This window comes from Allobosea sp. (genome assembly GCF_035944895.1).
In the GTDB taxonomy this organism is placed as follows: domain Bacteria; phylum Pseudomonadota; class Alphaproteobacteria; order Rhizobiales; family Beijerinckiaceae; genus Allobosea.
Window position 1 is genome coordinate 1,094,880 of the sequence record NZ_DASZAT010000010.1, and the last position, 12,884, is coordinate 1,107,763.

General features: G+C 67.8%; 13 protein-coding genes. 7 read left to right on the plus strand and 6 right to left on the minus strand.

Annotated features, from left to right (window positions below; genetic code table 11):
- Positions 1-224: 224 nt before the first annotated feature.
- The 5 genes from VGV58_RS20860 to VGV58_RS20880 all read left to right on the plus strand — a co-directional run bounded on the left by VGV58_RS20860 (position 225) and on the right by VGV58_RS20880 (position 4,003).
- Entirely contained in the window at positions 225-920 is a 696-nt protein-coding gene (locus tag VGV58_RS20860; protein WP_326875935.1) for a 50S ribosomal protein L21, read from the plus strand.
- A gap of 99 nt (positions 921-1,019) precedes the next feature.
- Positions 1,020-1,286 carry a 50S ribosomal protein L27 gene (gene rpmA / locus VGV58_RS20865; protein WP_091842353.1) on the plus strand — a complete coding sequence of 89 codons (267 nt, stop codon included), beginning with the start codon at positions 1,020-1,022 and terminating at the stop codon, positions 1,284-1,286.
- A 154-nt stretch (positions 1,287-1,440) separates the two neighbouring features.
- Positions 1,441-2,097, plus strand: coding sequence for a GNAT family N-acetyltransferase (locus VGV58_RS20870; protein ID WP_326875936.1), 657 nt, complete (start codon positions 1,441-1,443; stop codon positions 2,095-2,097).
- A gap of 196 nt (positions 2,098-2,293) precedes the next feature.
- Positions 2,294-3,337 carry a GTPase ObgE gene (gene obgE / locus VGV58_RS20875; protein ID WP_326876179.1) on the plus strand — a complete coding sequence of 348 codons (1,044 nt, stop codon included), beginning with the start codon at positions 2,294-2,296 and terminating at the stop codon, positions 3,335-3,337.
- A gap of 81 nt (positions 3,338-3,418) precedes the next feature.
- On the plus strand, positions 3,419-4,003 hold the full coding sequence (locus tag VGV58_RS20880) for an invasion associated locus B family protein (RefSeq protein WP_326875937.1): 585 nt from the start codon (positions 3,419-3,421) through the stop codon (positions 4,001-4,003).
- A 108-nt stretch (positions 4,004-4,111) separates the two neighbouring features.
- On the opposite strand, the gene VGV58_RS20885 is transcribed toward VGV58_RS20880, so the two are convergent.
- From VGV58_RS20885 to VGV58_RS20895, 3 genes are all read right to left on the minus strand, one after another.
- The gene (locus tag VGV58_RS20885; RefSeq protein ID WP_326875938.1) at positions 4,112-5,644 is read right to left on the minus strand and encodes an MFS transporter; all 1,533 of its coding nucleotides are present in this window, start codon (positions 5,642-5,644) and stop codon (positions 4,112-4,114) included.
- 127 nt (positions 5,645-5,771) lie between these two features.
- Positions 5,772-6,287, minus strand: a complete 516-nt coding sequence (locus tag VGV58_RS20890) for a GNAT family N-acetyltransferase (protein ID WP_326876180.1) — start codon at positions 6,285-6,287, stop codon at positions 5,772-5,774.
- Positions 6,288-6,290: 3 nt separating this feature from the next.
- Positions 6,291-8,111 carry an ABC transporter ATP-binding protein gene (locus VGV58_RS20895; protein WP_326875939.1) on the minus strand — a complete coding sequence of 607 codons (1,821 nt, stop codon included), beginning with the start codon at positions 8,109-8,111 and terminating at the stop codon, positions 6,291-6,293.
- 107 nt (positions 8,112-8,218) lie between these two features.
- Between VGV58_RS20895 and VGV58_RS20900 the strand changes: the two genes are divergently transcribed.
- Positions 8,219-9,355, plus strand: a complete 1,137-nt coding sequence (locus tag VGV58_RS20900) for a DSD1 family PLP-dependent enzyme (protein WP_326875940.1) — start codon at positions 8,219-8,221, stop codon at positions 9,353-9,355.
- A 58-nt stretch (positions 9,356-9,413) separates the two neighbouring features.
- Positions 9,414-10,208, plus strand: a complete 795-nt coding sequence (locus tag VGV58_RS20905; protein WP_326875941.1) for a hypothetical protein — start codon at positions 9,414-9,416, stop codon at positions 10,206-10,208.
- Here VGV58_RS20905 and VGV58_RS20910 read toward each other — a convergent pair.
- The 3 genes from VGV58_RS20910 to VGV58_RS20920 all read right to left on the minus strand — a co-directional run bounded on the left by VGV58_RS20910 (position 10,197) and on the right by VGV58_RS20920 (position 12,852).
- Positions 10,197-10,664, minus strand: coding sequence for a GNAT family N-acetyltransferase (locus VGV58_RS20910; protein WP_326875942.1), 468 nt, complete (start codon positions 10,662-10,664; stop codon positions 10,197-10,199). The two genes, VGV58_RS20905 and VGV58_RS20910, sit on opposite strands and share 12 nt — an antisense overlap.
- A 32-nt stretch (positions 10,665-10,696) precedes the next feature.
- Positions 10,697-11,854 carry a M20 aminoacylase family protein gene (locus VGV58_RS20915; protein ID WP_326875943.1) on the minus strand — a complete coding sequence of 386 codons (1,158 nt, stop codon included), beginning with the start codon at positions 11,852-11,854 and terminating at the stop codon, positions 10,697-10,699.
- A gap of 107 nt (positions 11,855-11,961) precedes the next feature.
- A complete protein-coding gene (locus VGV58_RS20920; protein WP_326875944.1) occupies positions 11,962-12,852 on the minus strand; it encodes a helix-turn-helix transcriptional regulator in 891 nt (296 codons plus the stop codon).
- Positions 12,853-12,884 lie beyond the last annotated feature (32 nt).

The window sequence follows — 12,884 nt, forward strand, 5'->3', positions numbered from 1 at the left end:
CTTTTCCTTGACGGCTCGCCCGTGCGCGACTAGGAAGCCGCGTCCGGCGTGGGGAAACCCGCGCCTGATCTCTTTTGGCTGCCGCCGACCACGCCGCTCCAATGCGGCGGGCGCAGCGGGCTTCAAAGAGCAAACCCGACCACGCAACCGACTGCCAAAAAGCCGTCCCGCGTGCGCCCTTCAGGGCACATGACCGGGCGGGGCTCAACATGGAGAACACTAAGATGTTCGCAGTCATCAAGACCGGCGGCAAGCAGTTCCGCGTCGCCGCCAACGACCGCATTACCGTCGCCAAGATCGAGGGCAACCCGGGCGACACCGTCGCTTTCGGCTCTGTGCTGATGCTCACCGATGGCGAGAAGTCGACGATCGGCGCCCCCTTCCTCGGTGACATCACCGTCGCCGGCGAGATCGTCGAGCAGGCCCGCGGCGAGAAGGTCATCGCCTTCAAGAAGCGCCGCCGCCAGAATTCGAAGCGCAAGCGCGGCTTCCGCGCCGAGCTGACCGTGGTGCGCATCACCGACATTCTCACCGGCGGCAAGAAGCCGGAGATGAAGAAGGGCGCCGCCGCCCCCGTCGCGCTCAAGGCCGGCAGCGAAGCCGTCAAGGGCAAGGCCGCGGCCAAGCCTGCCAAGGCCAAGGCGGAAGCCAAGGCCGGGGGCCTCGACGCCTCCAACCTCTCGCTGATCTCGGGCGTCGGCCCGACCATCGAGAAGAAGCTGCGCGCCGCCGGCATCACCTCCTGGAACGACATCGCCGCCTGGACCGAGGCCGATATCGCCAAGTGGGACGAGGAGCTCAAGCTGCGTGGCCGCGCCACCCGCGAAGAGTGGGTCGAGCAGGCCAAGGAGCTGCTCGCCGGCAAGCCGCCGCGGGCCAAGGCCGACCAGGCCGAGCTCGCTTCCGGCGAAGACTACTGACCGGCGCTGACAGGCACCGCGCAGCTTCACGCCCGGTCGGGGTGGCTTTTGCCGCCGATTCGGGTTACATGGACTGAAGAGTTTTTGAGGTAGGGCGTTATGGCTCACAAAAAGGCAGGCGGCTCGTCCCGCAACGGTCGCGACTCCGAAAGCAAGCGCCTCGGCGTGAAGCGCTTCGGCGACCAGGCGGTCGTGGCCGGCAACATCATTATTCGTCAGCGCGGCACCAAATGGCACGCCGGCGTGAACGTCGGCATGGGCAAAGACCATACGCTCTTTGCCACGTCGAACGGTCGCGTCCGATTCACGACGAAGCTCGGCCGAGCTTTCGTGAACGTAGTCCCGGCCCAAGAGGCCGCAGAATAAACGGCGGATAGGGAATGTTCTCGATCCGCCGGTTCCATCGAACCGGACGGATCAAGGGAATAAAAGCCCGAAAGCGGGTTTCCCGAAGGTCAGCGAGGGGGAGATGGGACCAAAGCCCATCTCCCCCTTTCGTTTGCGCCGACGGAGAGACCAGATGTTCCCCGAATTGACGAGAGACGACGTCTTCCGGCTCGAAACCAGGCGGCTGTGGCTGCGCTGGCCGCGGATTGCCGACTCGACCGCCATCCTGCGCCTCGCCGGCGAGAAGGCGGTGGCCGAGATGACGGCGTCGATCCCGCACCCTTATCCGACCCAGGCGGTCGATCCCTTCGTCTTCGCCACCCGCAAGGGCAATGCGCTCGGTGAGCATCTCGTGCTGGCGATCACCCCGCGTGAGAAGCCGAACGAGCTGATCGGCATGATCGGCGCGCACAAGCAGGCGACCGGACGGCCGTTCCTCGGCTACTGGCTCGGCACGCCGCACTGGAACAAGGGCTATGCCACCGAAGCCGTGCAGGCGTTGATCGACACCATGTTCTCGCTGGTCGAGATCGAGGCGATCGAGGCCGACACCCGCGTCATCAACCCGGCTTCGCGCCGGGTGCTGGAGAAGAGCGGCTTTCGGCAGGAAGGATCCTTCCTGAAGTCGCTGCCGGCGCGCGGCGGTCTCTTCCCTTGCGAGCAGTTCCGGCTCGACCGCTCGACCTGGTCGGCGCTGAAGAGCTGGAGCGCCTCAGGCTGGGCGCCGTTGCCGGCTGCCGAACAGCAGCAGCAGGCGGAACGCTTCAGCGAAGAACCCTGCATGGCCTGACGCGAGCCCATTCACATGGGTTCCCGTCATTCCCGACAAGCCGCGATAGCGGCGCTGCTCCGGAATCCATCATAGAGCGCCTGTGCCCTATGATGGATTCCGGCGTTCCGCTTCGCTCCAGCCGGAATGACGGCGCTTTTTAGAGAGCGGCGTGTTGCGCATTGCCCTGCCCGGCGCATACGACTACCTAGCGATCATGAAATTCCTCGACCAAGCCAAGATCTATGTGAAGGCCGGTGACGGCGGCGCCGGCTGCGTCTCGTTCCGGCGCGAGAAGTTCATCGAGTTCGGCGGGCCCAATGGCGGCGATGGCGGACGCGGCGGCGACGTCGTGGTCGAATGCGTGCAGGGCCTGAACACGCTGATCGATTTCCGCTTCCAGCAGCACTTCAAGGCCAGGATCGGCGAGCACGGCATGGGCAAGGACCGGCACGGCGCCAATGGCCCGCCGATCGTGCTCAAGGTCCCGCCGGGCACCGAGATCCTCGACGAGGACGGCGAGACGCTGATCGCCGACCTGACCGAGCCCGGCCAGCGTTTCGTGCTGTGCAAGGGCGGCAATGGCGGCTTCGGCAACGCCTATTTCAAGACCTCGACCAACCAGGCGCCGCGCCATGCCAATCCCGGCCTGCCGGGCGAGGAGCGCTGGGTCTGGCTGCGCCTCAAGCTGATCGCCGATGCCGGTCTGGTCGGCCTGCCCAATGCCGGCAAGTCGACCTTCCTCGCCACGGTGACGGCAGCCAAGCCCAAGATCGCCGACTATCCCTTCACTACGCTCCATCCCGGTCTCGGCGTCGTCCGCGTCGACGGGCGTGAGATGGTGCTCGCCGACATTCCCGGCCTGATCGAGGGGGCGCATGAGGGCCATGGCCTCGGCGACCGCTTCCTCGGCCATATCGAGCGCTGCCGCGTGCTGCTGCATCTGGTCGAAGGCACCAGCGAGCACGCCGGCAAGGCCTACAAGACCGTGCGCAAGGAACTCGCCGCCTATGGCGCCGATCTCGACGAGAAGCCGGAGATCGTCGCGCTCTCCAAGGTCGATGCGCTGACGCCGGAGGCGCGCAAGGAGCAGCTCGCCCGCCTGAAGCGCGCCTGCGGGCGCACGCCGATCGCCCTGTCGGCGGCTTCGGGCGAAGGCGTCGAGGCAGCACTGCGCGCGGTCTTCGCGGTGGTCGAGGAAGCGCGCGCCCAGGAGGCCAAGGACGAGGCTCCGGCGCAGGAGAGCGGCTGGCATCCTTGACGGCTGTCAACAACTGCCGCTTGCGCTGCGGCCGATCCTGGTCTTGAACTCGGCGATTGCCCGCTTCGGACCCATGCCGCCATGCTGAGACGACCGACTGCCCTCGCCTTCTCCACTTTGCTGTTGGCGGGAACCGCCTTGGCCCAGGCGCCGGCGCAACGCCCCGCCCAGCAGCAGCGCCCGGCCCAGGCGCAGGCAACCCCGACGCCCGGCGCCGTCTCCCAGCCCGACAACACCACCGCGACCTATGGCGACTGGGTGATGCGCTGCCAGCAGAGCGTCGCGGCTCGCGTCTGCGAGATCGTCCAGACCCTGGAGCAGCAGGGCCAGCGCGGCCCGATCGCGCTGGTCGCCATCGGGCGGCCGGTCAAGAGCGAGCCGATCAAGCTGGTGATCCAGGTGCCGCCGAATCTGGCGCTCGGCGACAAGGCCAGCGTGCGCGTTGTCGTCGCCGAGAAGGACGAGGCGGTTGCCGTCTTCCAGCGCTGCCTGCCCGGCGGCTGCTTCGCCGAAGCCAGCCTGAGCGACGACGTCTTCAAGCGCTGGCGTGGCCTCAGTGAGGCCGGTCAGATGCGCTATCTCGACGCCGGCAAGCGCGAGATCACGCTGCCGCTCTCGTTCCGCGGCTTCCCGGCCGCGGCCGAAGCGCTGCTGCGCGAGCCCTGATCCTGCGCGTCATGCTCGGGCTTGCCCCGAGCATCTCAGGCCGGAAAAGGTGCTGGTCAGCGCCTTCTCGTCAGAAGATTCTCGGGTCAAGCCCGAGAATGACGATCTTTAATGCGCCGCCGACGGCTTTGCGTCACGCAAGGTCGTCAGCGCCACTGCAACGCAGAAAACCATGCCGGCGATCGCGATCAGCGCGACCGCATGGAAGCCGGCCATGAAGGCCTCGCGCGCCGCCTGCAGCAGATGCGCCGACTGGTCGGGCGTCAGCCGCTCGGCCGCGGCGAGCGCCCCGCCGAGCGTCGAGCGCGCCGGCGCCAGCGTCGTGCTGTCGACGCCCGCGACCGAGAGCCCCGCCATGCTCTGTCGATAGAGCGCCGCACCGAGACTGCCGAAGACGGCGATGCCGAGCGCACCGCCCAATTCGATGCTGGTCTCGGACATCGCCGAAGCCGACCCTGCCCGCTCCTGAGGCGCCGAGCCGACCACGATCCCGGTCGTCAGCGCGATCACCGGCGTGAAGCCGATCGAGAACACGATCGACGAGGCGACGATCTGCACGAGATTGGGCGCAAAGGCCAACCAGGCGAAGCCGAGGCCGGAGAGCACCATGCCACCGGCCATCAGCATCGCCGGCTTGAACCGCACGCTCAGCGGCGTCACCGCGAAGGAGGCGAGCGTGAAGGCGATCGCCGAGGGCAGCGACCAGATTCCGGCTTCCAGCGGCGTCAGCCCGGCGACCAGCTGCAGATACTGCGCCATGAAGATGAAGCTGCCGAACATCACCATGATGCCGGCGAGATTGATCGCCAGCGCCGCCCGGAAAGCGGGAATCCCGAACAAGGTGAGATCGACCATCGGATCGGCGAGGCTCGTCTGCCGGCGCGCGAACACCAGGCCGAGCACGAGCCCGGCAACGATGCAGGCGACGGCATAGGCCGAGAGCCCGAATTCTGCCCAGTGCTTGATCCCATAGATCACCGGCAGGATCGTCGCCAGCGAGAGCAGCGCGCTGACCAAGTCGAGCTTGCCAGCCTGCGGCGCCTTGTATTCCGGCAACAGGATCGGCCCGATCACCAGCAGCACCAGCATCGGCGGCACCGCGATCAGGAAGACCGAGCCCCACCAGAAATACTCGATCAGCGCGCCGCCGATCAGCGGCCCGATCACGGCGCCGGCCGAGAAACTGGCGATCCACATCGAGATCGCGAAGGTGCGCTCGGTCTCGTCCTCGAACATCACCGCGATCAGCGAGAGCGTCGAGGGTGCCAGTGTCGCCCCGGCGATGCCGAGCAGGGCCCGCATCACGATCAGCATCTCCGTGCTGGTCGAGAAGGCGGCCACGGTCGAGGCCAGGCCAAAGGCGGCCGCGCCGATCAGCAGCAGCTTGCGCCGGCCGATCCGGTCGCCGAGCGTGCCCATGGTCATCAGGAACCCGGCAACCATGAAGCCGTAGATGTCGATGATCCAAAGCAGTTCGCCCGCTGTCGGCTTGAGCTCGCGCGTCAGCGTCGGGACCGCCAGGTTCAGCACCGTCAGGTCCATCGAATAGATCATGCAGGGGAAGGCGATCGCGATCAGACCCAGCCATTCGCGGCGGGTGGCTTTACGCGCCGGCGCGGCGGCGTTCGTCGGGGGCGTCACGGCAAAATCTCTTTCAATTTTTTAAGCCGGGACACTGCCAGCAGATTGTGGCAGCTCCTGTCAGCAGCAGCCTGCCACGGGCGCATGCCCGGCATGCTTGTGGCAACGCCGACGCACCACCCTGGCGCTATGCCGGCAGCGCCCGCCGCAGCAGCAGCGTGTCATGCCCGGAGAAGCTGACGATGCGCTCGTCCCGGAAGCCGAAGCGTCGCGCCAGCCGCAGCGAAGGCTTGTTTTCCGGCGCGATCAGGCAGACCGAGCTTTCATGTGTGCCTTGCCTGTCGAGCCAGGCGAGCGCAGCAGTGAGAGCCTCGCTCGCGAAGCCCTGTCCGTGCGCCCAGCCCGCCAGCACCCAGCCAGCCTCGGGAACTCCGCGGATCGACGGTTCGATCGCCCGGTGGAAATCAGCGAAGCCGAGATCGCCAACGAAGCGGCCGCTCGCCTTCTCGGTCAGCGCCCAATAGCCGTAGCCGAGCAGCGGCCAGAGCCCACGATAACGCAGCAGCCGCATCCAGGCGTCCTGAGGCGTCGAGGGCTGGGCGATATGGTGCACCACCGTCGCATCGCTCCACATCTGGGCGAGCGGCTCGAAATGCTCGACGCCGTGCAGGTCGAGGACGAGGCGTTCGGTCTCCAGGCGAATGGCTCAGCCCTCCGCGAATTGCAGCCGGTAGAGCCGCGCATAGGCGCCGTCGCGCGCGATCAGCCCGTCATGGTCGCCGGTCTCCACCACCTTGCCCTCGTCGAGCACGACGATCTGGTCGGCCTCGCGCACGGTCGAGAGCCTGTGCGCGATGACGAGTGTGGTCCGGCCCTTCATCAGCTCCGCCAATGCCTCCTGCACCAATCGCTCCGACTGGGTGTCGAGCGCGCTGGTCGCCTCGTCGAGCAGCAGGATCGGCGCATCCTTCAGGATGGCGCGAGCGATGGCGAGGCGCTGGCGTTCGCCGCCGGAAAGGCGCGAGCCGCGCTCGCCGACCTTCGTGTCATAGCCGTCAGGCATCGCCATGATGAAGTCATGCGCCGCTGCCGCCCTGGCCGCAGCGACGATGTCCGCCTCGCTCGCACCCGGGCGGCCAAAGCCGATATTGGCGCGCACCGTGTCGTCGAACAGCACCACATCCTGGCTGACCACGCCGATCTGGCCACGCAGGCTGCGCAGGGTCACGTCGCGGATGTCCTGTCCGTCGATCTCGACCCGGCCCTCGGTGGGATCATAGAGCCGCGGCACCAGCGCCAGCATGGTCGACTTGCCCGAGCCGGACCGGCCGACCAGCGCCGTTGTCTTGCCGGCCTCGGCGACGAGATCGATGCCTTCGAGGCCGCGCTGGTCGTCGCGATAACGGAAACGCAGGTCGCGGAAGGCGATCTCGCCGCCGTTCACCGCCAGCGGCCTGGCATCCGGGCGCTCGGTGATCAGCGACTTCTCGTCGATCAGCGCGTAGTAGCGCTTCAGCGAGGCACCGGCCTCCTGGACGATGGCGTTGAGATTGCCGAGCGAGCGCATCGGCTGGGCCGCCAGCAGCAGTGCCGAGACATAGCCGGTGAAGTCGCCGACGGTGGAACTGCCCGAGGTGATGCGCACGCCGATCGCCGAGAGCACGCCGGCGACCGCGAGCCCGCCGGCGACCTCGAGCAACGGATCGAGCCGGCCGCGGGCATTGGCCGCCTTCATCTTCAGTGCCCGGATCGTCTCGAAGGCCCCGGCCGCGCGCTCCTTCAGATAAGGCTCGAGCGAATCGGTCTTGGCGACGCGCGCGCCCTGCAGGCTCTCGGTGACCAGGCTCGCCATGATCCCGGTCTGCTCCTGCTGCGAGGCCGCCATCCGGCGCAGCTTCTTGCCGATCCGGCCGATCGGCCTCGCGACGACCGGCGCGATCAGCAGCACGACCGCCGTCATCTTCCAGTCGATCCAGAGCATGGCGCCGACCAGCGCGATCGCCGTCATCACGTCGCGGACCGCGATGTTGACCAGCCGCGTCAGCGCCTCCTTGACGAAGGTGAAGTCGGTGGTGAAGCGCTGCGTCAGCGAGGCCGGGTTTTCCCTCTGGAGCTGCGCGAGATCCGCATCGATCAGATGCGCGTAGAGCGCGCTCTGCATGTCCGCCTCGATCCGGCTGACCACGCTGTTGGTCATGACCGTCTGGGTCAGCAGCGAAAACCCCTTGATCGCAGTGACGATCACCACGACGACCGCGACGGCGTTGACCACGCCGATCTCGAAATTGATCGACTTCGACACCAGCCGCTCCATGCGGCGCACGAAGCCGGTCGCCTCGGCCCCTATGGGATCCGCGAAGGCGTCGAAGGCCGCCTTGATCAGCAGCGGATAGAAGCTCGTCGTCGCCGCGATGAGCACGACGAGGCCGAGGATGGCGAGGAGTTGCGGCGTATAGTGCCGTCCGCGCTCGCGCCAGACTCGGGCGAAAAGCGCAAAGGTGTCGTCGGTGACGCGTCCGATCTTCATGGCGCGCGGCCTAACATGGCCGCCATGCGAGCGCCACTGCCGGTCTTGCTCCGGACACGAAGCTGACGTCCGATGGACATGAGTTGATTCACCAGATTCGAGAGCACATGCCCCTTTCCCCGCCGGCCCGGCCCGGACAGTCCTTCGCCGAGATCGATACGCCCGCTTTGATCATCGATCTCGACGCCTTCGAGCGGAATCTCGTCACCATGGCGGCTTTCGCCGAGGCGACGGGCGTGCGCCTGCGCCCCCATGCCAAGACGCATAAGAGCCCGGAGATCGCCCTGCGCCAGATCGCCCATGGCGCGATCGGGCAATGCTGCCAGAAAGTCGGCGAGGCGGAGATCCTGGTCGCCGGCGGCGTCACCGACGTGCTCGTCACCAATGAGATCGCCGGCGCTGCCAAGCTCGACCGGCTGGCGAAGCTCGCCCGCGAGGCCCGAATCGGGCTCTGCGTCGACCATATCGACGGCGTGCGCGAGGCGGCGGAGGCCGCGGCGCGCAACGACGTCGTCCTCGACGTGCTGGTCGAGCTCGACATCGGCGGGCGTCGTTGCGGCGTCGCTCCCGGCGAGGCGGCGGTCCGGCTCGCCGAGGCGGTGGCGCGCAGCAACACGCTGCGCTTCCGCGGCGTGCAGGCCTATCATGGCTCGGCCCAGCACATGCGTTCGGTCGACGAGCGCAGCGAGGCGATCGAGCGCGCGGGACTGCTGACCCGCAATGCGATCGAGCGCCTCGCCCAGGCCGGCCTCGCCTGCGAGACCGTCGGCGGCGCCGGCACCGGCACCTTCGAGCTGGAAAGCCGCTCCGGCATCTGGAACGAGCTGCAATGCGGCTCCTACATCTTCATGGATGCCGACTATGCCCGGAACCGCATGGCCGACGGCTCGACCTTCCACACTTTCCAGCATGCGCTGTTCGTGCTCGCGGGAGTGATGAGCAAGCCGGTGCCGGACCGCGCCATCGTCGATGCCGGCCACAAGGCCGCCGCGGTCGATTCCGGCATGCCAGTGCCCTGGCAGCGCGACGGCGTGATCTACACCAAGCCCTCCGACGAGCATGGCATCCTGACCGGCGATCCCGTTGCTGTGCCGCATCGCGGCGACCGCATCCTGCTGGTTCCCGGCCATTGCGACCCGACCGTCAACCTGCACGACTGGTATGTCTGCGTGCGCGGCCTTAACGGTCCGGACGCCCATGTCGAGGCGGTCTGGCCGGTCGCGGCACGCGGCGCGCTCGGTTGATTGCAGGAGCCATGATGTCGTCCGAAAGCAGGCATCCACTTTTCGGCATCATGCCCTGATGCTCGCCGAGTTGGCGCTGCAAGCCCTGACGCCGGCTACGCCGCAGGCGCGCCGGTTCGGCCTGCTGCGGGAGGGCATCGCGCTCTGGTCGCGTGGCCTTCGCCAACGCAAGGCCTGGGAGCCGCATCAGGCCCGCTGCCGCGCCATCATCGCCGAGGTCGCAGCCTCCCTGCCGCGCCGCCGCAGGGTCGTGGTGCTTGGCTCCGGCCCCGCCCGGGACATCCCGCTGGACACGCTCTGCGCCAGCTTCGAGGAGGTCGTGCTCGTCGACATCGTTCATCTGCCGCTGCTGCGCCTGAAGCTCTGGCGGCAGGGCAAGGTCAGCCTCCTCAGCCGCGATCTCACCGGCGCCATGGCCTGGCTCACCGGCGAGGCGGAGGGCCGGCAGGACCCGCTGGCCGATCTCGTCGCCAATGACCGCGTCGACCTCGTCATATCAGCCAACCTGCTCTCGCAACTTGCCTGGCCGGTCGCCGACTGGCTCGAGGACAACCCCGCCCGCGCCGCCACCCTGCCCGAAAACCTACCGGCTCGCTGCATCGCCTGGCATCTCGACGACCTCGCCCGCTTCAAGGGCCATGTCTGCCTGATCAGCGATGTCGAGATGGTCGAGCGCGATCGCGCCGGCGCGATCCATGACCGGCTCGACCTGATGTACGGCGTCGGCCTGCCCAAGGAGGACGAGAGCTGGCTCTGGCCGGTCGCGCCCTTCGGCGAGGCCGAACGCGAGCGGGAATATGTGCACAAGGTCTGCGCATGGCGGACGTTCGAGGGCCGCTCGTCAGCTCTCTGACACTGTGTAGACCTTGTGGACCACCCCGTTCTCGGTCCGGTGGGTCCGGAAGCCTCGCGCCTCGTAATAGGCAAGGCCCATCAGGTTGTCGTCGCGGATAGCGGCGTCGATCCGGCCAATGCCGGCCTCCGAAGCAGCCTGCAGCGTGACCGCAAACAGCGTCGTTCCGACACCCTTCCGGCCGACACCCGGCGCGACATGGGTCCCAATGCTCCCCCAGCCATCCGGCGTTCCATAGGGATCGCCCGGCCGCGCCCGGCGCAGGGACTGGAAGCCGACGACCATCCCCGCATCGTCGAGTGCGACCGTGCAGGCGACGCGGTCGGGATGGGCGATATAGGTCGCGAGAACGAAGTCGGGGTCGCTGGGGCGCTCTCGCCCATATGCGGCGATGATGGCGCGCAGGACCGCGCTCATCTGCTCGGCATCGCCAGCGACGGCAGGTCGTGTGCGCATTCCGTCTGGCCCTTCCGCTGCGAGCTTCGCCATCACCCCACCGCCAGCCGCCGCCTTACGATCTCCGCATGGAAACGCGCGCCATGGATCAGGCCCTTGTCGTCGAAGTCGTAGCGCGGATTGTGCAGCGGCGCGCTGTCGCCATTGCCGACGAAGGAGAAACAGCCCGGCACATGCGCAAGGAAGCGGGCAAAATCCTCCGAGCCGGTGAAAGGCTCCGACACCACCGAGACGTTCTCAGCGCCGAGCACATGCCGCGCCGCCTCCAGCGCCGCCTCGGTCTGCGCCGGCTGGTTCACCAAAGGCACGAATTCGCGCGTGTAGGTGACCGACTGTCCGACATTGTAGGCTCGCGCGATGCCTTCGCTGATCACGCGCATCTGCACCTCGATATCGGCGCTGACCTCGGGGTGGAAGCTGCGGGCGTCGCCGAGGATGCGCGCCTGCCCCGGCAGGGCGTTGCGGGTGCCGTCGGTGATCAGCTCCGTCACCGAGACGACGGCGATCTCAGCCGGGCTCAGGCGGCGCGAGACGATGGTCTGCAGGCTGGTGACCAGGGCACAGGCGGCGACGAGCGCCTCGTTGCCGACATGGGGGCGGGCGGCATGGCCGCCGACGCCGGTGAGGACGATCTCGAAATTGTCCTCGGCAGACATGATCGGGCCGATGCGGGTCTGGAACCTGCCGACCGGCAGCTTCGGCGCGTTGTGCAGCCCGTAGATCTCCTCGAAGGGGAAGCGCTCCAGCAATCCGTCATCGAGCATGGCGAGCGCACCGCGTCCCCATTCCTCGGCCGGCTGGAAGACGAAGCGCACTGTGCCATCGAAGCCGCCCTCCTCGGCCAGCAGCTTCGCCGCGCCGAGCAGCATGGCGGTGTGGCCGTCATGGCCGCAGGCATGCATGACGCCGAGATTGCCGGAGCGGTGGGAGAACTCACTTTGCTCGGGGATGCGCAGCGCGTCCATGTCGGCCCGCAACGCGATCACCCGGTTGCCGCTGCCGCGCTTCAGCGTGCCGACCACGCCGGTGCCGCCGACCCCCTCCGCGACATCGTCAAGGCCGAACTCGCGCAGCTTGCTCGCGACGAAGGCACTGGTGCGCATCTCCTCGAAGCCGAACTCCGGATGCGCGTGCAGGTCGCGCCGCCAGTCGGTCATCTCCTGCACGAGCTTGTCGAGATCGATCGTCACGGGGTTGTCCTCGCCTGCTGAATCCGGTCGGAAGACTATGTCCTCGCCAGCGCAAGAGGCGCTGCAATTGCCCGCCCCATTTGCAAGCTTGTTTCGCAAGCGTCCGCTTAGCGATTCAGCCGCACGCTCCCGCTGATCGACAGGTCATAGCCGCCGAACTCCCGCGCCCGCACCGCCATGTCGGGACCGCGCATCCAGGCGAGTAGCTTCTGCGTCGCCGGCTCGAAATAGCTGCGCCGGCGCATGACCAGATCGACATGTTCCCAGACCAGCGGCAGGAAAGTCAGGCCGAAGGCCATTGCGACAGCACGCGCAGCAATGCCGCAATCGGCCCGGCCGGAGCGGATCGCCAGCGCCAGGTCCTGGCCAGTGGCGCAGATGCCGTCGGCGACGACCATGCGGCCGGCCGGAACTCCGGCGCGCTCCAGCAGGCTGAGCAACAGCAATTGCGCCCCGGCCCCGCGCTGGCGCTGGGCGAAGCGCGCGCCCTTGGCCACCGCCGTACCGAGCCCGTTGATCCCGAGCGGATTGTCGGGCGCGACCAAGAGCCCCTGCTCGCGCCGGGCAAAGTTGATCACGACCGCATCGTGCAGCGAGGGCTCCGCCCGGATCGCCGCGAGATTGGCAGCGTCATCATCCGGCGTCGCGTGCAGGTGCAGCGCAGCGATCGCGACCTCGTTGCGCACCAGCCGGTCGAGTCCGGCCTGTGACCCCTCGGCCAGCAGCGCCAGCCCGCAGCCGGATTCGCGGATGGCGAGCTCCAGCAGCGAATCCTGGCTGCCGCCCACGATCGGCGGTGGCGGGACCGCGTCGAACCCGGCCGGACGCGACAACCCGGCTTCCAGCCAGCGATCGAGCCCGGCGCGCGGGAACAGCCATTTGCCGGAGACCTTGGTGCAGGGCACCGCGCCTTGCCCGACCAGTTCGTAGAGCTTGCGCTCCTTGAGGCGCAGATAGCCGGCCGCTTCTTCAGTCGTGAGCCAAGCTTGATCCTGCATCAGCCTGCACATACCTGCGCTGGTTACGGCGT

Coding starts and splice junctions, on each gene's coding strand:
- VGV58_RS20860 (WP_326875935.1), top strand. CDS start 225: ATGTTCGCAGTCATCAAGACCGGCGGCAAGCAGTTCCGCGTCGCCGCC.
- rpmA (WP_091842353.1), top strand. CDS start 1,020: ATGGCTCACAAAAAGGCAGGCGGCTCGTCCCGCAACGGTCGCGACTCC.
- VGV58_RS20870 (WP_326875936.1), top strand. CDS start 1,441: ATGTTCCCCGAATTGACGAGAGACGACGTCTTCCGGCTCGAAACCAGG.
- obgE (WP_326876179.1), top strand. CDS start 2,294: ATGAAATTCCTCGACCAAGCCAAGATCTATGTGAAGGCCGGTGACGGC.
- VGV58_RS20880 (WP_326875937.1), top strand. CDS start 3,419: ATGCTGAGACGACCGACTGCCCTCGCCTTCTCCACTTTGCTGTTGGCG.
- VGV58_RS20895 (WP_326875939.1), bottom strand. CDS start 8,111: ATGAAGATCGGACGCGTCACCGACGACACCTTTGCGCTTTTCGCCCGA.
- VGV58_RS20900 (WP_326875940.1), top strand. CDS start 8,219: ATGCCCCTTTCCCCGCCGGCCCGGCCCGGACAGTCCTTCGCCGAGATC.
- VGV58_RS20905 (WP_326875941.1), top strand. CDS start 9,414: ATGCTCGCCGAGTTGGCGCTGCAAGCCCTGACGCCGGCTACGCCGCAG.
- VGV58_RS20910 (WP_326875942.1), bottom strand. CDS start 10,664: ATGCGCACACGACCTGCCGTCGCTGGCGATGCCGAGCAGATGAGCGCG.
- VGV58_RS20920 (WP_326875944.1), bottom strand. CDS start 12,852: ATGCAGGATCAAGCTTGGCTCACGACTGAAGAAGCGGCCGGCTATCTG.